Origin of the sequence: Streptomyces sp. NPDC048436, from assembly GCF_043200355.1 — a bacterium.
In the GTDB taxonomy this organism is placed as follows: Bacteria; Actinomycetota; Actinomycetes; order Streptomycetales; family Streptomycetaceae; genus Streptomyces.
On sequence record NZ_JBICXP010000006.1, the window covers coordinates 235,369 to 255,781 of the forward strand.

At 70.8% G+C, this 20,413-nt stretch carries 23 protein-coding genes and 1 riboswitch; of the genes, 12 read left to right on the forward strand and 11 right to left on the reverse strand.

Annotated elements, in window-relative coordinates:
- Window positions 1-116: 116 nt before the first annotated feature.
- Window positions 117-746 (forward strand): LysE family translocator, encoded by a 630-nt coding sequence (locus ACGFX9_RS22440; RefSeq protein WP_393474635.1) that lies wholly within the window; start codon window positions 117-119, stop codon window positions 744-746.
- Window positions 747-748: 2 nt separating this feature from the next.
- Here the strand turns inward: ACGFX9_RS22440 and ACGFX9_RS22445 are convergent, their stop codons facing one another.
- A complete protein-coding gene (locus ACGFX9_RS22445) occupies window positions 749-1,288 on the reverse strand; it encodes a DUF6328 family protein (RefSeq protein ID WP_393474638.1) in 540 nt (179 codons plus the stop codon).
- A 133-nt stretch (window positions 1,289-1,421) separates the two neighbouring features.
- Entirely contained in the window at window positions 1,422-1,895 is a 474-nt protein-coding gene (locus tag ACGFX9_RS22450; RefSeq protein WP_393474640.1) for a C40 family peptidase, read from the reverse strand.
- 3 nt (window positions 1,896-1,898) lie between these two features.
- Window positions 1,899-2,064: riboswitch (cyclic di-AMP (ydaO/yuaA leader) on the reverse strand.
- Between the two features lie 483 nt (window positions 2,065-2,547).
- Between ACGFX9_RS22450 and ACGFX9_RS22455 the strand changes: the two genes are divergently transcribed.
- The gene (locus ACGFX9_RS22455) at window positions 2,548-3,975 is read left to right on the forward strand and encodes an amidase (RefSeq protein ID WP_393474643.1); all 1,428 of its coding nucleotides are present in this window, start codon (window positions 2,548-2,550) and stop codon (window positions 3,973-3,975) included.
- A gap of 122 nt (window positions 3,976-4,097) precedes the next feature.
- Here the strand turns inward: ACGFX9_RS22455 and ACGFX9_RS22460 are convergent, their stop codons facing one another.
- Window positions 4,098-4,565, reverse strand: coding sequence for a MarR family winged helix-turn-helix transcriptional regulator (locus ACGFX9_RS22460; RefSeq protein WP_393474646.1), 468 nt, complete (start codon window positions 4,563-4,565; stop codon window positions 4,098-4,100).
- Window positions 4,566-4,671: 106 nt separating this feature from the next.
- Between ACGFX9_RS22460 and ACGFX9_RS22465 the strand changes: the two genes are divergently transcribed.
- Window positions 4,672-5,886 carry an amidohydrolase family protein gene (locus tag ACGFX9_RS22465; protein WP_393474649.1) on the forward strand — a complete coding sequence of 405 codons (1,215 nt, stop codon included), beginning with the start codon at window positions 4,672-4,674 and terminating at the stop codon, window positions 5,884-5,886.
- A gap of 85 nt (window positions 5,887-5,971) precedes the next feature.
- Here the strand turns inward: ACGFX9_RS22465 and ACGFX9_RS22470 are convergent, their stop codons facing one another.
- On the reverse strand, window positions 5,972-6,982 hold the full coding sequence (locus tag ACGFX9_RS22470; protein WP_393474652.1) for an ABC transporter permease: 1,011 nt from the start codon (window positions 6,980-6,982) through the stop codon (window positions 5,972-5,974).
- 148 nt (window positions 6,983-7,130) lie between these two features.
- Between ACGFX9_RS22470 and ACGFX9_RS22475 the strand changes: the two genes are divergently transcribed.
- From ACGFX9_RS22475 to ACGFX9_RS22510, 8 genes are all read left to right on the forward strand, one after another.
- Complete coding sequence (locus tag ACGFX9_RS22475) at window positions 7,131-7,751, forward strand: TetR/AcrR family transcriptional regulator (protein ID WP_393474655.1); 621 nt, start codon at window positions 7,131-7,133, stop codon at window positions 7,749-7,751.
- Window positions 7,752-7,950: 199 nt separating this feature from the next.
- A complete protein-coding gene (locus ACGFX9_RS22480; protein ID WP_266873899.1) occupies window positions 7,951-8,253 on the forward strand; it encodes an urease subunit gamma in 303 nt (100 codons plus the stop codon).
- Between the two features lie 32 nt (window positions 8,254-8,285).
- Window positions 8,286-8,597, forward strand: a complete 312-nt coding sequence (locus ACGFX9_RS22485) for an urease subunit beta (protein ID WP_393475391.1) — start codon at window positions 8,286-8,288, stop codon at window positions 8,595-8,597.
- On the forward strand, window positions 8,590-10,311 hold the full coding sequence (locus ACGFX9_RS22490) for an urease subunit alpha (RefSeq protein WP_393474658.1): 1,722 nt from the start codon (window positions 8,590-8,592) through the stop codon (window positions 10,309-10,311). Before ACGFX9_RS22485 ends, ACGFX9_RS22490 begins: the two co-directional genes overlap by 8 nt.
- Before the next feature lie 39 nt (window positions 10,312-10,350).
- Window positions 10,351-11,025, forward strand: coding sequence for an urease accessory protein UreF (locus ACGFX9_RS22495; protein WP_393474661.1), 675 nt, complete (start codon window positions 10,351-10,353; stop codon window positions 11,023-11,025).
- Window positions 11,026-11,102: 77 nt separating this feature from the next.
- Complete coding sequence (ureG, locus tag ACGFX9_RS22500; protein ID WP_393474664.1) at window positions 11,103-11,801, forward strand: urease accessory protein UreG; 699 nt, start codon at window positions 11,103-11,105, stop codon at window positions 11,799-11,801.
- Complete coding sequence (locus tag ACGFX9_RS22505) at window positions 11,798-12,571, forward strand: urease accessory protein UreD (RefSeq protein WP_393474667.1); 774 nt, start codon at window positions 11,798-11,800, stop codon at window positions 12,569-12,571. The genes ureG and ACGFX9_RS22505 overlap by 4 nt, the downstream gene beginning before the upstream one ends.
- A gap of 150 nt (window positions 12,572-12,721) precedes the next feature.
- Complete coding sequence (locus tag ACGFX9_RS22510; RefSeq protein ID WP_393474670.1) at window positions 12,722-14,320, forward strand: alpha/beta hydrolase; 1,599 nt, start codon at window positions 12,722-12,724, stop codon at window positions 14,318-14,320.
- 79 nt (window positions 14,321-14,399) lie between these two features.
- Here the strand turns inward: ACGFX9_RS22510 and ACGFX9_RS22515 are convergent, their stop codons facing one another.
- From ACGFX9_RS22515 to ACGFX9_RS22525, 3 genes are all read right to left on the reverse strand, one after another.
- Window positions 14,400-14,717 (reverse strand): YbaK/EbsC family protein, encoded by a 318-nt coding sequence (locus ACGFX9_RS22515; RefSeq protein ID WP_393474673.1) that lies wholly within the window; start codon window positions 14,715-14,717, stop codon window positions 14,400-14,402.
- 23 nt (window positions 14,718-14,740) lie between these two features.
- Complete coding sequence (locus ACGFX9_RS22520) at window positions 14,741-15,469, reverse strand: lysophospholipid acyltransferase family protein (protein WP_393474676.1); 729 nt, start codon at window positions 15,467-15,469, stop codon at window positions 14,741-14,743.
- 145 nt (window positions 15,470-15,614) lie between these two features.
- On the reverse strand, window positions 15,615-16,376 hold the full coding sequence (locus tag ACGFX9_RS22525; protein ID WP_393474678.1) for a hypothetical protein: 762 nt from the start codon (window positions 16,374-16,376) through the stop codon (window positions 15,615-15,617).
- A gap of 258 nt (window positions 16,377-16,634) precedes the next feature.
- On the opposite strand from ACGFX9_RS22525, the gene ACGFX9_RS22530 reads away from it, so the two are divergent.
- Window positions 16,635-17,048 (forward strand): SSI family serine proteinase inhibitor, encoded by a 414-nt coding sequence (locus ACGFX9_RS22530; RefSeq protein ID WP_393474681.1) that lies wholly within the window; start codon window positions 16,635-16,637, stop codon window positions 17,046-17,048.
- Between the two features lie 48 nt (window positions 17,049-17,096).
- On the opposite strand, the gene ACGFX9_RS22535 is transcribed toward ACGFX9_RS22530, so the two are convergent.
- The 4 genes from ACGFX9_RS22535 to ACGFX9_RS22550 all read right to left on the reverse strand — a co-directional run bounded on the left by ACGFX9_RS22535 (window position 17,097) and on the right by ACGFX9_RS22550 (window position 20,408).
- On the reverse strand, window positions 17,097-17,258 hold the full coding sequence (locus ACGFX9_RS22535) for a hypothetical protein (RefSeq protein WP_190078913.1): 162 nt from the start codon (window positions 17,256-17,258) through the stop codon (window positions 17,097-17,099).
- 85 nt (window positions 17,259-17,343) lie between these two features.
- The gene (locus tag ACGFX9_RS22540) at window positions 17,344-18,297 is read right to left on the reverse strand and encodes a cytochrome c oxidase assembly protein (protein ID WP_393474684.1); all 954 of its coding nucleotides are present in this window, start codon (window positions 18,295-18,297) and stop codon (window positions 17,344-17,346) included.
- Window positions 18,298-18,510: 213 nt separating this feature from the next.
- Window positions 18,511-19,536 (reverse strand): 6-phosphofructokinase, encoded by a 1,026-nt coding sequence (locus ACGFX9_RS22545; RefSeq protein WP_393474687.1) that lies wholly within the window; start codon window positions 19,534-19,536, stop codon window positions 18,511-18,513.
- A gap of 143 nt (window positions 19,537-19,679) precedes the next feature.
- Window positions 19,680-20,408 (reverse strand): type 1 glutamine amidotransferase, encoded by a 729-nt coding sequence (locus tag ACGFX9_RS22550; RefSeq protein ID WP_393474690.1) that lies wholly within the window; start codon window positions 20,406-20,408, stop codon window positions 19,680-19,682.
- Window positions 20,409-20,413: the final 5 nt, after the last annotated feature.

Below are 20,413 nucleotides of genomic sequence, written 5' to 3' on the forward strand. Positions count from 1 at the left end.
CCCGGTGGTGCCTGCCGCCGGCAGGGGGTAAACGTCTTGGGGTAAACGTCTGCTTAAGGCAGACCCAGGATATTCCACATACCTGCTGAAGGCAGAAGAACGGCAGGGTGGGCGCCATGGACGCACAACTGGTCGCCTTCACCGGGGTCGCCGCGGGCATGGTCGCCATGCCGGGCGCCGACTTCGCCGTCGTGGTGCGCAACGCGCTCACCTCCCGCCGGGCGGGTGTCACCTGCGCGATCGGCGTCGCGGGCGGGCTCCTGATCCACACGGCGCTCGCGGTGGCCGGGGTCGCGGCGGTCCTCGCGGCGGTGCCCACCCTCTTCCGGGCGCTGCAACTCATGGGCGGGGCCTATGTCCTGTACCTCGGGTACCGCGCGCTGCGGTCGGCGGCGCGGGCGCCGCGGAGGGCCGGCGCGCGGGACGGCCAGGAGCCCGCGGCGTCGGGTGGCAGTCTGCGACAGGGCTTCCTGACCAACGCCCTCAACCCCAAGGCGCCCATCACCTTCCTGAGCGTGCTGCCGCAGTTCGTGCCCGCGGGCAGCCCCGCGATGCCGAGGACGCTGCTGCTCGCGTCCATCATCGTGGCCATGGCTCTGGCGTGGTTCCCCGCGGTGGCGCTCCTGGTGGACCGGCTCGGGCGGTGGCTGCGCGAGCCGCGTACGGCCCGTGCCGTCGAGGGCTGCACGGGCGCCGCGCTGAGTGTCCTCGGACTGGTGCTCGTCACCGAGGCTCTCGTGGCCTGACCTCATCCGTCGTGTCGACGTCCTTGCTCTTGCTCGTTGTCCGGTTCGGCGTCCGCGCGGCGCACGAGGCGGGGCAGCACGCCCCAGAGGCCGCCGCACACCACCAGCGTGCCGGCGCTCGCGATGATCCCGCCGGTGCGGCCGACGGCCACGTCCACGACCAGGAGCACGGAACCGGAGAGCGCGAACACCAGGACCCCCATGCCGATCGCGGCGAGGCGGGACGAGACGCGCACGATCAGCGGCTTGGAGTGCTGCTGGAACAGGGTCCTGTGCACGGCGGCCGGCGCGGTGAACAACGCCGCCGCGAGAACGGCGAGGAGCAGCGTGGTGACGTACGTGGCGCGCTGCGCCGTGTCGAGCGAGGGAAATCGCTCGGTGAAGGCCAGCGTCAGCAGGAACGCGAAGAGGATCTGCACGCCGGTCTGCGTGACCCGCAGCTCCTGGAGGAGCTCCCCGAAGTTGCGGTCGGCGCGCTCGAACCGGGTCTCGTTGCGCCCGTGCGGGTCGCCTGGGACGGGGGAGCCGTTGTTTTCGGACATGGCCCACGAGTATCCGCGCCGCCGTGCTCCACGCATGGCGGGCGCGCCGTGCGGGGGCCCGGTCGGGCGGCGGCAGCGGCCGTGTGGCCGCCTGCCGCCGCCCTCCGGCGGGCCTGAGGTCGGTGACGACCGGTCAGCGGACCCTGCCGTACGAGACGCTCCTGGTCCAGATCTTCTCCAGGCGCACCACGGTGTTCGACTTGGGGGCGTGCCAGATCCGGCCCTTACCGGCGTAGATGCCCACGTGGTAGACGCTCCCGCCGGAGCGGAAGAAGACCAGGTCGCCGCGGGAGCGGTTCGACGCGGAGACGTGGCGGGTCCTGTTGTACTGCTGCGCGGCGGTGCGCGGGAGCTTCTTGCCCGCGCGTTTGAACGAGTAGCGCGTCAGGCCCGAGCAGTCGAACCGGTGAGGTCCCGCAGCTCCATAGCTGTACGGGGAGCCCTTCTTGGAAGCGGCGACCCGGAGCGCCTTCGCTCCGGGCGTCGCGGCCTCTGCCTCCGTCGTGAGCCCTGGGGCCACGAGGGTGCCGCCCACCACGGCGAGCGTGAGGACCGAGGCGGAACCGGCCCTGGTCAGCAGCGACGGAACATGATTCAGCGCGGTCATGCGCAACCCTTCGTCAGCCGCCTGTGAAGGATGACCTGTCGGATTCGGGCTGGCGAAGTTGCCCGGCCGCGTACGCGGCTTCACCCCAAGGGCCGTTGTCCGGACCGTCCGGACCGACCCGTCGTGCTTGGGTCCTCCACTCCTGCCGGTGCACCGATGTCGACCGGGCATCCGGGCGGCGGCAGGACTCGGCGTCCGCCCGGACCGCCCCGCCGCTGTGGCGGGGGCTTGTCGTCGGAAGGGATCTTGACCCGTCAACGGCTCGAATTCCGAGCCGAAACGGCGTTTTGTGAGGCTCCTCACGCCTGAACCGTTCGGGTGGACAAGGCCGGATTCGAGATCCGGTGAAGGGGCCAGAGGACGGTGCGACCAGCAGCGGAACGGAAGATTCCGCCCCTGATGTACGCGCGGGGCGCAACTGGTGACGGTCTCTAAGACGACGATCGTCTACGCCGAACGAGGTAGCCCGTTTGGTTCGTTTGAGCCGCGTCCCGGACGCTTCGGATCTCCTCGACGGGCATGACGGGCGCTCAGGAGGCGGCCGGAGGCGGCATGGTGACCCGCATGGCCGGTGCGGCGAGGTGGGCATGCTGCCTCTCGTCGCGCAGCCATTCCCGAGCCGAAGGTGTCGTATGAACCCCGAAAGCGCCGTATGAGTCCCGAAACCACCGAGCTCGTCCACCTCACCGCCCGCGAACTCGCCGCCGGGCTCCGTGCCCGCGAACTGTCCACCCGCGAGGTCGTCCAGGCGCACCTGGACCGGATCGAGCAGGTCAACGGCGCGGTGAACGCCGTGGTGACCCTGGCCGCGGAGCGCGCGCTCGACGAGGCGCGCACGGCCGACGACCGGGCCGCGCGCGGCGGTCCGCTCGGCCCGCTGCACGGGCTGCCCGTGGCCCACAAGGACACCCACGACACCCGCGGGATCCGGACCACCTACGGCACGCCACTGCTCGCCGACAACATCCCGGACCGTGACGAGCTGATCGTCGAACGCATCCGCGGCGCCGGGGCGATCACGATCGGCAAGACCAACGTCCCCGAGTTCGCGGCCGGTTCGCACACCTTCAACCCGGTCTTCGGGGCGACCCGCAATCCGTACGACCTGAGCAGGTCGGCGGGCGGCAGCAGCGGGGGAGCGGCGGCCGCCCTCGCCTGCGGCATGCATGCCCTGGCCGACGGCAGCGACATGGGCGGTTCGCTGCGCAACCCCGCGTCGTTCTGCAACGTCGTGGGCCTGCGCCCCTCGCCCGGCCGGGTGCCGAGCTGGCCGGAGACCGCGCCTTGGTCGACGATGGCCGTGCAGGGCCCCATGGCGCGCACGGTCGCCGACACGGCGCTGCTGCTCTCCGTCATCGCCGGGCCCGACCCCCGCTCGCCGATCGCCCTGGAGACGCCGGGAAGCGCGTTCGGCGGCTCACTGGAACGGGATCTGACGGGGCTTCGGATCGCCTGGTCGCCCGACCTGGGCGGTGCGGTCCCGGTCGACCGCGAGGTCACCGACGTACTGGCCCCCGCCGTACGGGTGTTCGCGGACCTGGGGTGCGCGGTCGAGGAGGCGTGCCCCGACCTGTCCGGCGCCGACGACGTCTTCCGTACCTTCCGCGCCTGGCAGTTCCACCTGGGGCTCGGCGCTCTCCTGGACACGGCGGCGGACCGGATGAAACCCAGCCTCGTCGACAACGTACGGCAGGGCAGCGCGCTCAGCGGCGTCGACCTGGAGCGGGCCACCGTGCTCCACGGCGAACTGTTCCACCGGGTAAGGGAGTTCTTCGAGCGCTACGACGCTCTGATCCTTCCCGCCAGTCAAGTAGCGCCGTTCCCCGTTGAGTTGGAGTATCCCGGCGAGGTCGACGGGGTGCCCATGGAGAGCTACCTGGACTGGATGCGTTCGGCATACCTGGTGTCCGCGACCGGCAGCCCTGCCCTGTCCGTACCCGCCGGGTTCACCCCGGAAGGCCTGCCGGTCGGGCTCCAGATCGTCGGCCCGCACCGCTGTGACCTGCGCGTCCTGGAGATCGGCCACGCCTTCGAGCAGGCCACCCGGCACGGCGGACGCAGGCCGCCGCTCGCACGGTGACGGTCCGCTGGACCGGGGCGTACGAACACCGCAACGAACGGGGAACGCCAACGCTTCGGTATCGCCGCCGAGCACCGGGACTCCCACCCGAACCAGCCGAGGGCGTAGGGCTGTCGACTCGCTCAGTCGCCGCTCGCGGATTGTTTCCTGGACCATGCCGTGGCGTCAGCGCCGTATCGGACCAAGAGGCGTGCGAACTGAACTCGTTCCTCCGGCGACCAGGCAGCGGTGATCTCCTGGAACGCCTTTCGCTGCTCGGCGGCGAAGCGGTTGCGTTCGGCCTCGCCGTGCTCGGTGAGTTCGAGCACGGTGCGGCGACCGTCGGCCTGGGACGCGGCCCGGCGCAGCAGACCGTCGTCGATGCAGGCGGACACGGTCCGGCTGGCCACCGGCTGGGCGACGCCCATCTCGGCGGCGAGGCCACCGACGGTCGTCTCGTCCGGCGCATCGGCGATCACATTGAGTACGAGATTGCGGGAGAGGTCCCTGCCCGAAGCGGGTGCGCGTCGCCGCAGACGTGACAGCGCCGGGCCGATCTGGTCCAGTGCCTGGTCCTCGGGGGGCTGCTCGGAGAAAGACGCGCTGCTCATGTGCCTGATTCTAGGCCCGCACCGCACATTTGCATACCGTCGAACAAGTACATAGCATTAGGTATGTAAATGCGAATGAGTCATCAGGAAAGCGAGGCGGACTGCCATGGCACTTACCGCGATCACCAACGCCCGGGTCTTCGACGGGGAGAAGGCCATCGGTGCGCAGACCGTGGTCATCGACGGCGCAAGGATCGTCCGCGTCGGTGGCGACGCGCCCCAGGGCAGCGAGATCGTTGACGGCAGTGGCGCCACACTGCTGCCTGGACTCATCGACGCCCATGTGCACTCCGCCCCGGGCTCCCTGGCGCTCGCCCTGCGGTTCGGGGTGACGACCGAACTGGAGATGCAGGGGATGAACACCCGGGAGAACCGGGGGCTCATCACCGACGACGACACCGTGGCCGACGTGCGCTCTGCCGGCTTCGGCATCACACCGCCCGGTGGTCACCCGAGCGAGCTGATGCCCGAGGGGTTCCGGCCGAAGTGGGACCTGCCCCCGGTGATGCCCCTGATGCCGTTCTCCACCACGCCGGAGGAAGCGGCCGCTTTCGTCCCTCAACTCCTCGCCCGGGGATCCGACTTCATCAAGTTCATGATCGACGACGGCAGCGTGGAGGGACACCCCGGGCTGCCCTCGCTCGACCAGGCCACGGTGAACGCCGGTGTGGCCGAAGCCAAGAAGTACGGGGCCCTCACTGTGGCCCACGCGCTGACCGTGGAGGCCACCAGGATGGCCGCCGAAGCCGGCATCGACGGCCTCGCCCACGTGTTCATGGACCAGCCGCACACCGCCGAGATCATCGGCCTCATCAGGGACGCGGGCATGTTCGTCGTTCCCTGCATCACCCTCAATGCCTCGATGATGGGGATCACCGGCGGCGAACTCGCCGACGACCCCCGGGTCGCGGCCCGCCTCGACAGCAAGTGGGACCAGACCCTGCGGTCCAGCTACAACCGCTACCCGCAGGGCAAGCTCCACGACGTGTACGACACCGTGCGCGCTCTGGACGCCGCCGGCATCGATGTGCTGGCCGGTACCGACGTCTCCATGCCCGAGACGTTCTTCGGGGGCCTGGCACACGGAGCGAGCCTGCACCATGAGCTGCAGTACCTCGTGGCCGCCGGCCTCACGCCCGCACGGGCCCTGCGCGCGGCCACGGCGACCACGGCCCGCCGCTTCCGCCTCAGCGACCGGGGCCGCATCGCCGAGGGACTCCGCGCCGACCTTCTGCTGGTCGACGGCGACCCGATCAGCGACATCAGCGACACCCTCAACACCCGTGCCATCTGGCGCCGCGGCGCCCGCCTGGCGGGATGACCACGTCCGCGGGAAAGGCCGTACGCCCCCGTCCGCTACAGCGGGGGCGTACGGCCGTCTTCGCGTGCTGCCACGTGCTGCCGCCTCAGCCGACCTGCACGGCTTCCCTCGGCGTCGCCGACTCGTCGCCCGCGGGGGCGGGGCGGCGGCGGAGCGTGCCGAGCAGCACGGCCGTCAGGCCCACCAGTGTCCAGACGGCGAGGGTGAGGACGGGCCCCGTGGCGCGCGCGCCGTCGAAGAACGAGACCGAGCGCAGCAGGGTGCCTCCGGCGCCGGGCGGCAGCAACTGGCCGATGAATCCGAGCGGTTCGGGCAGCAGTTGCGGCGCGGAGCTGATGCCGGAGAACGGGTTGCCGAGGAGGACCATCGTCAGAGCGCCGAGGCCGATGCCCGCCGGACCGAGGAGTGCGGCGAGCCCGGCGACGGTGCCGCTCACCGCGAGCGTCGAGAGCCCCAACGTGCCTGCCTCCGCCCACCAGTCGCCGGCCAGCAGGCCCAGCCAGCTGTGCGCGAGCGCGGCGGCGGCCACGCCGACCGCCGCCGCCGCGAGGACCAGGGCCGCCACCGCGCGGATACCGCGCAGCCCGAGCAGCGTCGCCAGAGAACCTGCCGCCACGCCCGCGATCACCAGCGGCAGCAGGCTCGCCGCGAGCGCGGATCCCCGCGGGTCGTCGGCGGGTGCGGCGACCACATCGGTGGTCGTGACCTCGGTCCCCTCCGGGGCCTGACCGGCCACCGCCTGCTCCAGGAGCTGGGCGACCACCGGACTCGCCGCCGTGGCGGTCAGGAGTCTCATCCCCTGCGGCGTGACGACCACCGCTCCGTATACGGTCCGGTCCTCGATGGCGTCGCGGGCCGCGGCCTCGTCGGCGTACCGATGGATCTCGAACGCGCCCTCCTTCTTCGCGAGTTGGGACTGGAGGGGAGCCGTCGCCGTGGCGGGCCCCGCCACGCCGAGCGGCAGGTCGCGGGGGGCGGTCCTGGTGGCGGGCCAGGCGAAGGCCCACAGGGCCAGGGCCATCAGCGCGGAGACCAGGATGGCCACCGCCAGGATGCGACGGCCCTGCGGGGGCGGGGTGGCGACCGGCGTGGACATGGGCTGAACTCCTTCTGGATCTGTGTGCCGCGGGACGCGCCCGCTTGTCGGAAGTCAAAGAGAATGATCGTTCGTTTTACGAGCTTCAGACACTGTGATGCCGGGGGCGTCGCTTGTCAAGAATGAATGTTCGTTTTAGTTTGGCGCCATGGCCCGCGTATCCCAGGAGCACCTCGACGCCCGCCGCCGTCAGATCCTCGACGGCGCCGCCCTCTGCTTTGCCCGCAACGGCTTCCACGCCACCTCGATGCAGGACGTGCTCAAGGAGGTGGGCCTCTCGGCCGGGGCCGTCTACCGCTACTTCGGGGGCAAGGAGGAGCTGATCGCGGCGATCGTCGGGGAGGTCCTGAGCTGGATCCAGGAGACCTTCGAGGCGGCCGCCGAGGAGAGTCCGCCGCCTCCGCCGGACGTGCTGGTCGGCCGGGCGCTGACCCAGGTGCTCGCCCAGAAGCAGGGGGCGCGTGAAGGGGAGCCGCCGTACTTCCCCCGGCTGATCGTCCAGGTGTGGGCGGAGACCCTGCGCAACGAAGAACTCGCGGCGGTGATGAAGCAGGGGTACGCCAAGGTGCGGGTCGTCTGGGTGAGGATCGTCGAGGGGTATCAGGCGGCGGGCATGATGCGGGACGACATCCCGGCGGACCATGTCGCGCGGGTGATGATCGCCGCGGCCCAGGGTTTCGCCGCCCAGCTGGCGTTGTTCGACGAGGTTCCCATCGGGGCGTTGCAGGACGGTCTGCGTGGCCTGATGAGTATGGGTAAGCCCAGCTGACGGTCATGGGGTGGTCAAGTGCTGGTTAACCTCGTTGAAACTCCGCCCAACTAGCCTGCGAGCCCACGCCACCAGGGGATTTGGTAACCGGGGTGCGCAAGATCGAGTGCGCTGCCTGTGTGTTACATCTATATCCGTCGCGGTGGCCGCGGCAGCCGGACCCCGCACGGTCCGGAGCGAGGACTGTGAGGTGGGACGCGTGCAACTGACGCCGCACGAGCAGGAGAGACTGCTCATCCATGTGGCCGCGGATGTGGCCGAGAAGCGAAGGGCGCGCGGGCTGCTGCTCAACCACCCCGAGGCGATCGCCCTCATCACCTCCCACATTCTCGAAGGTGCCCGCGACGGCCGCACCGTCGCCGAACTCATGTCGTCGGGTCGCAAGGTGCTCACGCGCGACGACGTCATGAGCGGCATCCCGGAGATGATCCACGACGTCCAGGTCGAGGCCACCTTCCCGGACGGCACCAAGCTCGTCACCGTCCACGACCCGATCGTCTGACGGGGGCCGGCCGCATGAGTCCCACGCATCCCGTGATACCCGGCGAGATCCTCTTCGCCGATGAGCCCGTCGCCTTCAACGAAGGCCGCGAGGTCACCTCCCTCACCGTCCTCAACGCCGCCGACCGCCCCGTCCAGGTCGGCTCCCACTACCACTTCGCCGAGGCCAACCCCGGTCTCGACTTCGACCGTGCGGCCGCGCACGGCAAGCGGCTCAACATCGCCGCCGGCACCGCCGTGCGCTTCGAGCCCGGAATCCCCGTCGACGTCGAACTCGTCCCCCTGGCCGGTCTGCGGATCGTGCCCGGACTGCGCGGCGAGACCGGAGGAGCCCTCGATGCCTGAGCTGTCCCGTGCCGCGTACGCCGACTTGTTCGGCCCCACGACGGGCGACCGGATCCGGCTCGCCGACACCGACCTCCTCGTCGAGATCGAGGAGGACCGTTCCGGCGGCCCCGGACGCTCCGGCGACGAGTCGGTGTTCGGCGGCGGCAAGGTCATCCGCGAGTCCATGGGGCAGTCGCGCACCACGCGCGCCGAAGGCGCCCCCGACACCGTCATCACCGGCGCCGTGATCATCGACCACTGGGGCATCGTCAAGGCCGACATCGGCATACGCGACGGCCGCATCACCGGCATCGGCAAGTCCGGCAACCCGGACACGATGGACGGCGTGCACCCGGACCTCGTCATCGGCCCGGAGACCGAGATCCTCGCCGGCAACGGCAAGATCCTCACCGCGGGCGGCATCGACACCCACATCCACTTCATCTCGCCGACCATCGTCGACGAGGCCCTCGCCTCCGGCGTCACCACCCTCATCGGCGGCGGCACCGGACCGGCCGAGGGCAGCAAGGCGACCACGATCACCCCTGGTTCGTGGCACCTGGCCCGGATGTTCGCGGCGATGGAGTCGAGCCCCGTCAACATCGGCTTCCTCGGCAAGGGCAACACGGTCTCCAGCGAGTCGATGCACGCCCAACTGCGGGCCGGCGCCGTGAGCTTCAAGATCCACGAGGACTGGGGCGCGACACCCGCCACCATCGACGCGTGCCTGAACGTCTGTGAGGACACCGGCGCCCAGCTCGCCGTCCACACCGACACCCTGAACGAAGCGGGCTTCATCGACGCCACGTTCGACGCCGTCGCGGGCCGTACGTTGCACGCCTTCCACGTCGAGGGCGCGGGCGGCGGGCACGCCCCGGACATGATCACGGCGGTGTCGCTGCCGAACATGCTGCCGAGCTCCACCAACCCGACCCGGCCGCACACCGTCAACACCGTCGAGGAACACCTCGACATGCTGATGGTCTGCCACCACCTCAACCCGGCCGTCCCCGAGGACCTCGCCTTCGCCGAGTCGCGCATCCGGCCCACCACCATCGGGGCCGAGGACATCCTGCACGACCTCGGCGCCATCTCGATCATGTCGTCGGACTCGCAGGCCATGGGGCGCGTCGGCGAGGTCGTCATGCGGACCTGGCAGACCGCGCACGTGATGAAGCGGCGGCGCGGCTTCCTGCCGGGGGACACCCGGGCGGACAACCGGCGCGCGCGTCGCTATGTCGCCAAATACACGATCAACGCGGCGGTCGCCCAGGGCGTCGACCACGAGATCGGTTCGGTCGAGAGCGGCAAGCTCGCCGACCTGGTGCTGTGGGACCCGAAGTTCTTCGGCGTCAAGCCCCAGGTGGTCATCAAGGGCGGCCAGATCGCGTACGCGCAGATGGGCGACGCCAACGCCTCCATCCCCACGCCCCAGCCGGTCCTTCCGCGTCCCATGTTCGGCGCACACGGCAAGGCGCCGGGGCTCAACTCGGTCAACTTCGTGACCCAGTCGGCGCTGGACGACGGGTTGCCGGAACGGCTCGGCCTGGCCAAGGAGTTCACCGCGATCCGCTCGACTCGCGGGCGTACGAAGGCCGACATGCGCGAGAACGACGCCCTGCCGAGGGTGGAGGTCGCTCCGGACAGCTTCGCCGTCACCATCGACGGGGAACTGGTCGAACCGTCCCCGGCCGCCGAACTGCCGCTCGCACAGCGGTACTTCCTCTTCTGATGGCCGTCGCGATGGCCGCCGTGACGGCGGTCGTACGCCATGTCTAGAGGAGCATTGCTCGTCCTCGCCGACGGCCGCTTCCCCGCCGGAGGGCACGCGCACTCAGGCGGGGCCGAAGAGGCCGTCAAGGCGGGGCGGATCACCGGTGCCGCGAGCCTGGGGGAGTTCTGCCGCGGGCGGTTGCACACGACGGGGCTCGTGTCCGCCTCGCTGGCGGCCGCCGCCGCGCTCGGGCTCGATCCGCTCGCACTCGACGAGGCCGCCGACGCGCGGACACCCTCGGCCGCGCTGCGGGTCGCGGGACGGCGGCTCGGGCGGCAGATGATGCGGGCCGCGCGGGCCGCGTGGCCTGATCCCTCCCTTGACCAGCTGGCCGCCGCCCGGCCCAAAGGGGCCCACCAGCCCGTCGTTCTCGGGCTTGCCGCCCGGGCGGCGGGGCTCGGCGCGGAGGACGCCGCGTACTGCTCCGCGTACGAGTGTGTCAGCGGGCCCGCGACGGCGACCGTGCGGTTGCTGAGCCTTGACCCGTTCGACGCCACAGGGGTGCTTGCCCGGCTCGCTCCTGAGCTCGACCTCGTCGCCCGTGCGGCGGCGGACGCGGCGCGGGAGGCCCTTGTCGACGGGGTCGACGCGCTGCCCGCGGCCTCCGCGCCGCTGATGGAGGTCGGGGCCGAGGCCCACGCGGCGTGGCCCGTGCGGTTGTTCGCGTCGTAGGGGCGGCCCAGCGGACGGGCTGGACTTCGGGACCTCCGCACAGACTGAAAGAACTGCTGAACCATAGGAGTCGCACCATGCATCTCGACCACTCCCACGACGGCCCCGCAGCCGTCAGCGCCGACGCGCACCGCCCGGACGGCGCCCGGCGCGCCCTGCGGATCGGTCTCGGCGGGCCCGTCGGATCCGGCAAGACCGCCACCGTCGCCGCGCTCTGCAAGGTCCTGCGGGACGAACTGTCGCTCGCCGTCGTCACCAATGACATCTACACCCGCGAGGACGCCGAGTTCCTGCTGCGCGAGGCCGTCCTGCCGCCCGAGCGGATCACCGCCGTGGAGACCGGCGCCTGCCCGCACACCGCGATCCGCGATGACATCTCCGCCAACCTGGAAGCCGTGGAAGACCTGGAGACTGTGTTTTCCAACGAGGGGCTCGGGCCGCTGGACCTGATCCTCGTCGAGTCCGGCGGCGACAACCTCACCGCCACCTTCTCCAAGGGCCTCGTCGACGCCCAGATCTTCGTGATCGACGTCGCGGGCGGTGACGACATCCCGCGCAAGGGCGGCCCCGGCGTGACCACAGCCGACCTGCTCGTCGTGAACAAGACCGACCTCGCCCCGTACGTCGGCTCCGACCTCGCCGGGATGGCCGCGGACGCCAAGGCCCAGCGCGCCGAACTGCCCGTCATCTTCCAGTCGCTGCGGTCCGAGGAAGGCGTCGGTCCTGTCGCCGCCTGGGTGCGCGCGCAGTACGCGGCCTGGACCGCGTCCGCATGAGCGCGCACACCGTCGCGACGTCCGGGGTACGCGGCATCGCCCGCATCTCCGCGAGGGGCGACGGACGGGGCGGTACCGTCTTCCCCGTACTCGACGGAGAGGGGCCGCTGGCGGTCCGCCGCACCCGGTCGGCCGGGACCAGGGCCCACGTCACGCTCGTCGGGGCGATGAGCGGGCCCCTCGGCGGCGACCACCTCACCGTCGAGGCAGCCGCGCACGACGGAGCCCGGCTGCACATCGGCTCGGCCGCCGCCACGCTCGCGCTGCCCGGGCAGTCGAAGGAGGCGGCGCGGTACGACGTGCGGATCACGGTCGGTGAGGACGCGGAACTGTACTGGCTGCCGGAGCAGTTGATCTCCGTCCGCGACAGCGAGCTGCGGGTCACCACGCGCGCCGAGCTCACCGGGAGCGCGCGCCTCGTACTGCGGGAGGAGCAGGTGCTCGGGCGGACCGGTGAGGAACCGGGACGTCTCACCAGCCGGCTCACCGTGCGCCGGGCCGGGCGGCTTCTCCTGGACCAGGAGCTCGCCTGCGGGCCCGGCGCGCCCGGCGGCTGGGACGGTCCCGCCGTCCTGGCGGGCCATCGCGCGGTCGGGCAACTCGTCGTCGTACGGCCGGAGTTCGAGCGGAACATGCCCGAGCCCACACTCCTCGGGGAGGGAGCCGCGCTCACTCCGCTCGCCGGTCCCGCCGTGCTCGTCACCGCCGTCGCCCCTGACGCGCTGCGGATCCGCCGCACCCTCGACGAGGCGCTGCGCACACTCACGTGAACAGGGGCATAACCGCTCAGCGGAGTTCCGTGCACCGTCTATCGGATTGGTAAAGAACACCTGCTCCGTCTGTCGCACTGAACCAGAAGACCGACAGGATCCTCCTACTGTTCGAAAATCGACAGGTAAATCGACAGGGGGAGGATCCAGTTGAGACGCACCACAGCATTCGGCGCAGCCGGCACGCTGATCACGGGCTCGCTCATAGCGGGCGCGTTCATGGCGCCCGTCGCCAGTGCCGACGCCCGCCGGAGCGGCGCTGACGCCGCTCAGCGCACCAGCTCGGAGGCGCGCGGAGTCGCGCTCGCCGCGCAGCGTGCCGCCAAGGCAGGCATCGACTGGCAGGCATGCCCCGCCGACTGGGGCCTGGACAAGGCGATCACGTGCGGCTGGGTCACGGTCCCGCTCGACTACGCCAAGCCCAACGGCAAGAAGATCAAGCTGGCCGTCGACCACATCGGCAGCACCGGGACGAAGAAGGAGCGCCAGGGCGCTCTCGTCTACAACCCGGGCGGCCCCGGCGGCTCCGGAATGCGCTTCCCCAACCGCGTCGTCACCAAGGCGCCGCTCTGGGAGAAGACGGCGAAGGCCTACGACTTCGTCGGCTTCGACCCGCGCGGTGTCGGCCACTCGGCGCCCATCTCGTGCGTCGACCCGCAGGAGTTCGTCAAGGCACCCAAGCCCGACCCGGTGCCGGACTCCGAGGCCGACAAGAGTGCCCAGCGCAAGATCGCCGCGGAGTACGCGGACGGCTGCGCCGAGCGCAGCGGCGGCATGCTGGATCACATGACGACGCCGAACACCGCACGTGACCTGGACGTCATCCGGGCCGCGCTCGGCGAGAAGAAGCTGAACTTCCTCGGCGTCTCCTACGGCACCTACCTCGGCGCGGTCTACGGGACGCTCTTCCCGTCGCACGTGCGCCGCATGGTCGTCGACTCGGTGGTCAACCCCTCGAAGGAGAAGATCTGGTACGAGGCCAACCTCGACCAGGACGTCGCCTTCGAGATCCGCCTCAAGGACTGGATGAAGTGGGTCGCCAAGTACGACGCCACCTTCCACCTCGGCGACACCGAGACGAAGGTCGCGGAGCAGTGGACCAAGCTGCGCGCGGCGGCGAAGAAGGAGCCGCTGGGCGGAGTCGTCGGTCCCGCCGAGCTCATCGCGTACTTCCAGAGCGCTCCGTACTACGACTCCGTCTGGGTGGGGATCGCGACCAACTGGAGCAAGTACGTCGCGGGTGACACCAAGCCGCTGATCGAGGCAGCCAGCCCCGACCTGTCGGACACCGCGGGCAACATCGCCTCGGAGAACAGCAACGCCGTCTACACGGCCGTCGAGTGCGCGGACGCCAAGTGGCCCACCAGCTGGAAGAAGTGGGACCGCGACAACACCCGCATCCACCGCGACAACCCGTTCATGACGTGGGCCAACGCCTGGATGAACCTGCCCTGCGCGACCTGGTCGGGCAAGCAGCACCAGCCCGTCGAGGTCAAGACCGGCAAGGGCCTGCCGCCCGTGCTGATCGCCCAGTCGACCCGCGACGCGGCCACGCCGTACGAGGGCGCTGTCGAGCTGCACAAGCGGTTCAAGGGCTCGCGTCTGATCACGGAGAAGGACGCCGGCTCGCACGGCATCACGAACCTGGTCAACCCGTGCCTCAACCCTCGCGTCGAGGCCTACCTGCTGACCGGCAAGCTGGACGGCAAGGACGTGACGTGCGCGCCGCACGCCACGCCGAAGCCGTAACAGCTTCGCGTTAGGCAGCACGGCACAACAAGGGGGCGACCGGGTTCGAACCCGGTCGCCCCCTTCGTGCCGCACCCTCCTACGCCGCGGCCTCCTGCGCGATCGTGGCCGTACGCGGCTCGGCGATCGCCTCGTAATCAGCGGTCCGCAGCGCCAGCGAACGGTCGAGGCGCGCCGCGTTGAAGAAGATCTCGTCGTGGACCAGGAGCGCCGGATCCACGACCAGTTGGAGCTCGGGGTCGAAGGAGAACGGCAGGATGGTGCCGCTCACGCTGCCCGCGAGCCGCTCGGCTGCCTCCTGCGTGGCGCCCTGCTCCTCGTGCTCGATCACGCGGTACGCCGCACCCCGCTCGTCAAGCAGCCCGATCAGCTTGGTGTACAGGCTGTGTTCGCTCATGGACAGGACCGTGCGTCACCAGATCAACTCAACGGCATCCGGGGGAATTTCCTCCGGTGCGCGGCGGCTGCCCGCTCGGCCTCCTCCGCCTTCACGACCGCGGCGTACTTGTCGACGTACTCCTGTCCGGAGAGCCCGAGGATGGCGTACATGATCTCGTCCGTGACCGCGCGCAGGACGGCCTTCTCGTTCTCCATGCCCGCGTAGCGCGAGAAGTCCAGCGGGGCGCCGAAACGGATGGACACACGCTGGAAGTTCGGCACTTTCTGGCCCGGCGGCTGCGCCTCGAACGTGCCGATCATCGCGCACGGGATCACCGGCACCTGCGCCTTGAGCGCCATCGCGGCGACGCCGACCTTGCCCTTGTAGAGGCGCCCGTCGTGCGAGCGGGTGCCCTCCGGGTAGATGCCGAGCAACTCGTCCTTGGCCAGCACGCCAAGGCCCTCCCGGATCGCGGCCTGGCCCGCCTCCTTGCCGGAGCGGTCCACCGGGATCTGCCCGGCGCTGTGGAAGAACGCGGCGGTGAGACGGCCCCTGAGTCCGGGCCCGGTGAAGTACTCGGCCTTCGCGAGGAAGGTGATGCGCCGCTTGATGATGGCGGGCATCAGGAAGTGGTCCGAGAACGAGAGATGGTTGCCCGCCACGATCGCCGCACCGGATTCCGGTATGTGCTCAAGACCCTCGATGCGCGGCCGGAACATGAGCCGCAACAGCGGTCCAAGAACGACGTACTTGAGCAGGTAGTAGAACACCCGTTGCTCCTTGACGTAGGTGGACCGGCCTGGGTGCTGCGTCGTCGCAGGTCACGGGTCCTCGCGCAGCGGTCAGTGTAAGTGCGCGGCCGCGACGGGAGAAGGGACCGAGGCCTGAAACGGCCCCGGTCCCTTCACGCGGCTGTCACCGCGGCACCTGCGGCAATACGATGCCGGCCCCTCTGTCGAGCGAACGCACCCGCACGCGCCGGCCGCCGCGTACCTGGCCGAACCCCTTGACCCGGTAGGCGACCCGGGGCTCGGTCCACAGACAGGCCGCCCCGCCCGGCGAGAACGACAGGGAGGACACGGCACCGAAGCGGAACCCCCGCACGGGACGCGAGCGGTAGGGGAACGTGTAGTCGAACTCGGCCACCCGGCGCCCCGTCACCGCGTACCAGGCGGGCCGCAGCGGTGCCGCCGCCGGGAGCCCGCCGTCCGTGAGCTCCAGGGCGCGTTCCTCGCCCAGGGCGAGGAGGGCGACGCGGCGGTGGACCGTCTCGTACGCGACGACGTTCCCGCTCAGCCAGGCCAGCGAACTGAAGGCGTGCGGCGGCGGAGAGGCGCCCATGACCTGCCAGGTGGACCCGTCCCACAGCCACACCTCGGCCGACCCGCGCGCGGCCGGCGGCGGGACGGTCACCAGGAGCCGTTCCCCGTCCGGCGACACCGCGAGCGCGCCCACCCGCTGCCCCGGCCGCGGCACCGGCTCGGCCACAAGAGCGGGCAAGGTGATGCGCACCAGGTGGGCGGCGCCCGGTCCTGTCGCCGCCCACAGCCGCCCCGACGTGTCCTGGGCGAGGTGGACGGCGGCCGGCGCACCGGCGCGCACGGCGAGCGGCCGCCCCCGGTCACCGACCCCCTCGTAGAGGTGCCAGCCCGCCGCCGTACTGAAGAAGCTCAGCACGTGGGTCCCGGAGGGTATTTCCTTCCGCTGCCGCGGCAGGCAGCCGGGGGCGCGTCCCAGCGCCGCACTGCAGGGGACGCGTAGGGACTCATCGCCCCAGACCACCAGCCGCGCGTCACCGGGGCGTCACGGGCCGACCGGACCCCGCCCCGGACTCGTACGGGTGACTGCCCGGCGTGTCCGCTTGGTGTGTGCCGGGGAGCGGGGGTGGCCTGGCCTGACTTCGACGCAGCGCGTCACCGTCCCAGGAGGTCCCCCATGAGGTCTCGTCCCACGTCCCGTCCGCTCCAAGCCGCGGCCGCCGCCGCGCTGATCTCCCTCGCCGTGGCCGCGCCCGCCCAGGCGTCCGGTGAAGCCGCCCCCGGGCGGTCGGACGGTGTCTTCCTCACCGTCTCGGGGGACGGGAACGCCTGGGTCCGCGGGGTGCTCCTGAACTGCGAGACCCAGCAGGCCGGGCACCATCCGCACGCGGCCGAGGCCTGCGCGGCGATCGGCGAGGCGGACGGCGAGTTCGACGCGCTGCCGGCGAAGTCGGGGATCTGCACCAAGCAGTACGCCCCGGTCACCGTCAGCGCGACGGGGACGTACCGCGGCCGGCCGGTCAGCTGGCACAAGACGTACGGCAACGCCTGCGAGATGGGGTACTCGACGAGTGCCGTCTTCCGCTTCTGACGGATCCCGGCGCCCCCTGCGCCTCTCCTCGGCTGCGCGCGGCGCCCCTCAGGGGGTGCTGCGCGACAGCACCATCGCCAGGGTGAGCATGCCGATGACGACCCAGCCGAACCACAGCCAGCCGTTGCTCCCCAGCGCGACCGTGTAGGCGGTCACCGCGACCAAGCCTCCGATGGTGAATACACCCATCGTCTTCGTAGAATCAGGCATCGCCCTGCCTCCTCCCGGCAGCCCCGACGCCTCGACGCCAAGACCGCGGCCTGAGACCATCCTGACCCGCGAAGGCCCTTCCCCGCTAGCGCCCGCGCGCGGCCAGTGAGGCCAGATAGGCGTTGTACGCCTCCAGCTCCTTGTCACCGTCACGGTCAGCGGCCCGGTCCGTACGCCGCGCCTGGCGCTGTTCGGAGCGGTACCACTGGAAGAGCAGCGCGAGCAGCACCAGCACCGAAGGCACCTCGCTGAACGCCCAGGCGATGCCGCCCGCGGCGCTCTGGTCGGCGAGCGCGTCGATGCCGAGCGAGGCGGGCGGGTTCTTGTACGTCCCGATCATGGGCTCGGACGCCATCATCAGCGCGATGCCGAAGAAGGCGTGGAACGGCATGCCCGCGAACAGCTCCAGCATCCGCATGATGTAGCCGGGCCGGTGCGGACCGGGGTCGACGCCCATGATCGGCCAGAAGAAGACAAGGCCGACCGCGAGGAAGTGCACCATCATCCCGATGTGGCCCGCCTTGGACCCCATCAAGGTGTCGAAGATCGGCGTGAAGTACAGCGCGTACAGGCTCGCGATGAACAGCGGGATGGTGAACGCGGGGTGCGTGATGATCTTCATGTAGCGGCTCTGCAGAATCCACAGCAGCCACTCGCGGGGGCCCTTGTGGCCGCGGCGGGCCGCCACGGGCAGGGCGCGCAGGGCCAGGGTGATCGGGGCGCCCATCAGGAGAAGGATCGGCGAGAGCATGCTGATGATCATGTGCTGCACCATGTGCACGCTGAACATGACCATGCCGTAGTCGTTCAGCTTGGTGCACATCACGAGCAGGATGGTCAGCATGCCCGCCACGAAGGAGATGGTGCGGCCCACCGGCCACTTGTCGCCGCGCCGCACGAGCCGGACCACGCCCAAGCCGTAGAGGGCGAGGGCCACCAGGGAGCCGATGAGGAAGAAGGGGTCGGCCGAGAGCTCAAGGCCGCGCCCCAGCGTGAACGGCGGCAGATCCATGTTCATGCCGTGCCCGCTGTGATCCATCCGCTGGCTCCTGATTCGTGCGGTTGTGCGCTGTGTGTCCGCCCCAGACTAGAACGGCCCCCGGACGCCGACGCGTCCGGGGGCCGTTCGATCTGCCTGGCTCAGTGAGCGCCCCGTAAGGGGCGCGGGGCTGTGACATCCGCGGCTCCGCCGCGCGGGCGCGATCAGCCCCCACCGGGCCGCGGATCGGGCACCGGAACTCGGGCGGAACGCCTAGAGCACGCACTCCGCCTCGGCGTACCGCTCGTCCGGCACCGTCTTCAGGGTCTCGACCGCCTCGGCGAGCGGCACCATCGTGATGTCCGTGCCGCGCAGCGCCGTCATCTTGCCGAACTCGCCGCGATGCACGGCCTCCACGGCGTGCCAGCCGAAGCGCGTGGCGAGCACCCGGTCGTACGCGGTGGGGGTGCCGCCGCGCTGGACGTGCCCGAGGATCACCGGACGCGCCTCCTTGCCGAGCCGCTCCTCCAGCTCGATGGAGAGCTGGCGGGCGATGCCGGCGAACCGCTCGTGGCCGTACATGTCCTTGGCGCCCTCGTCGAACTGCATCGAGCCCTCACGGGGCTTGGCGCCCTCGGCGGCCACGACGATGGCGAACTTCTTGCCCGCGGAGAACCGTTCGCCGACCTTCTTGGCCAGTTCCTCGATGTCGAAGGGCCGTTCCGGCACGACGATCGCATGCGCGCCCGCGGCCATGCCGGAGTGCAGCGCGATCCAGCCGGTGTGCCGGCCCATGACCTCGACGATCAGGACGCGCTGGTGCGACTCGGCGGTGGTCTTCAGACGGTCCAGGGCCTCGGTCGCCACACCCACGGCGGTGTCGAAGCCGAACGTCACGTCGGTCACCGCGATGTCGTTGTCGATCGTCTTGGGCACCCCGACGATCGGCAGACCCGCGTCCGACAGGAGCCGGGCCGCCTTCAGCGTGCCCTCGCCGCCGATCGGGATGACCGCGTCCAGGCCCAGGTCGGCGAGGTGGCCCTTGGCCCGCTCGACGCCGTCGCGCAGATGTGCGGGCTGGACACGCGAGGAGCCGAGAATCGTTCCGCCGCGGGCCAGGATGCCGCCCACCGCGTCGAGGTCGAGCTTGCGGTAGTCGCATTCGAGCAGACCGCGCCAGCCGTCGTGGAAGCCGATGACCTCGTCGCCGTGGTCGACGACGGCGCGGTGCACGACCGAACGGATGACGGCGTTCAGACCGGGGCAGTCGCCGCCGGAGGTGAGGACACCAATGCGCATAGCCCGGAATACCTTTGCAACGTGGGCCGGAATCCGGACCACGTCGTCCGGCTGGAACCCCGCCACCCTATAGGCGGCAGGGGGCGGGGCAGCACCGGGCGTCCGAGGGCTGGACGCCCCCGCTCACCTGTGCGGCGGGTGCTTCAGGCGGGCTGCGTGGCGGCGGCCACACGCTCGGCGCGCAGCGCCTCGTACCAGCGGTCGTCCGTGGGCGGCAGTGCGTTCACGTCGAGGGCCAGCTTCAGGAGCAGGTCCGCGATCAGCGGGTTGCGGGCCAGGACGGGACCGTGCATGTACGTGCCGAAGACGGTGCCGTTGTACGCGCCTTCGGTGCCGTCACCCGTGCCGTTGCCGCGGCCCAGCGTGACGCGGGCGAGCGGGCGTGCGGAGGGGCCGATGTGCGTGATGCCCTGGTGGTTCTCGAAGCCGGTCAGCGGGGGCAGGCCGAGCTGCGGGTCGATGTCGCCGAGGACGTCGCCGACGCACCGGTCGCCCTCGCCGCGCGTGGAGACCACGTCGAGCAGGCCGAGGCCCGGCTCGCGCTGGCCGAGGTCGTTGATGAACTCGTTGCCCAGGATCTGGTAGCCCGCGCAGACCGAGAAGACGATCGCGCCGTTGCCCACGGCCCGCTGCAGACCGCCGTCGCGCCGCAGCCGCTCGGCGGCCAGACGCTGCGGGCGGTCTTCGCCGCCACCGATCAGGTAGATGTCGCCGGAGGTGGGCACCGGCTGGTCGCTGCGCACGTCGTAGCGCTCGACCTGGAGGCCGCGCTGGTGGGCGCGGCGCTCCACGACCAGGGCGTTGCCCTGGTCTCCGTACGTGCTCAGCAGGTCGGGGTAGACCCACACCAGCCGCAGGCTGTTGTCGCTCATGCTCA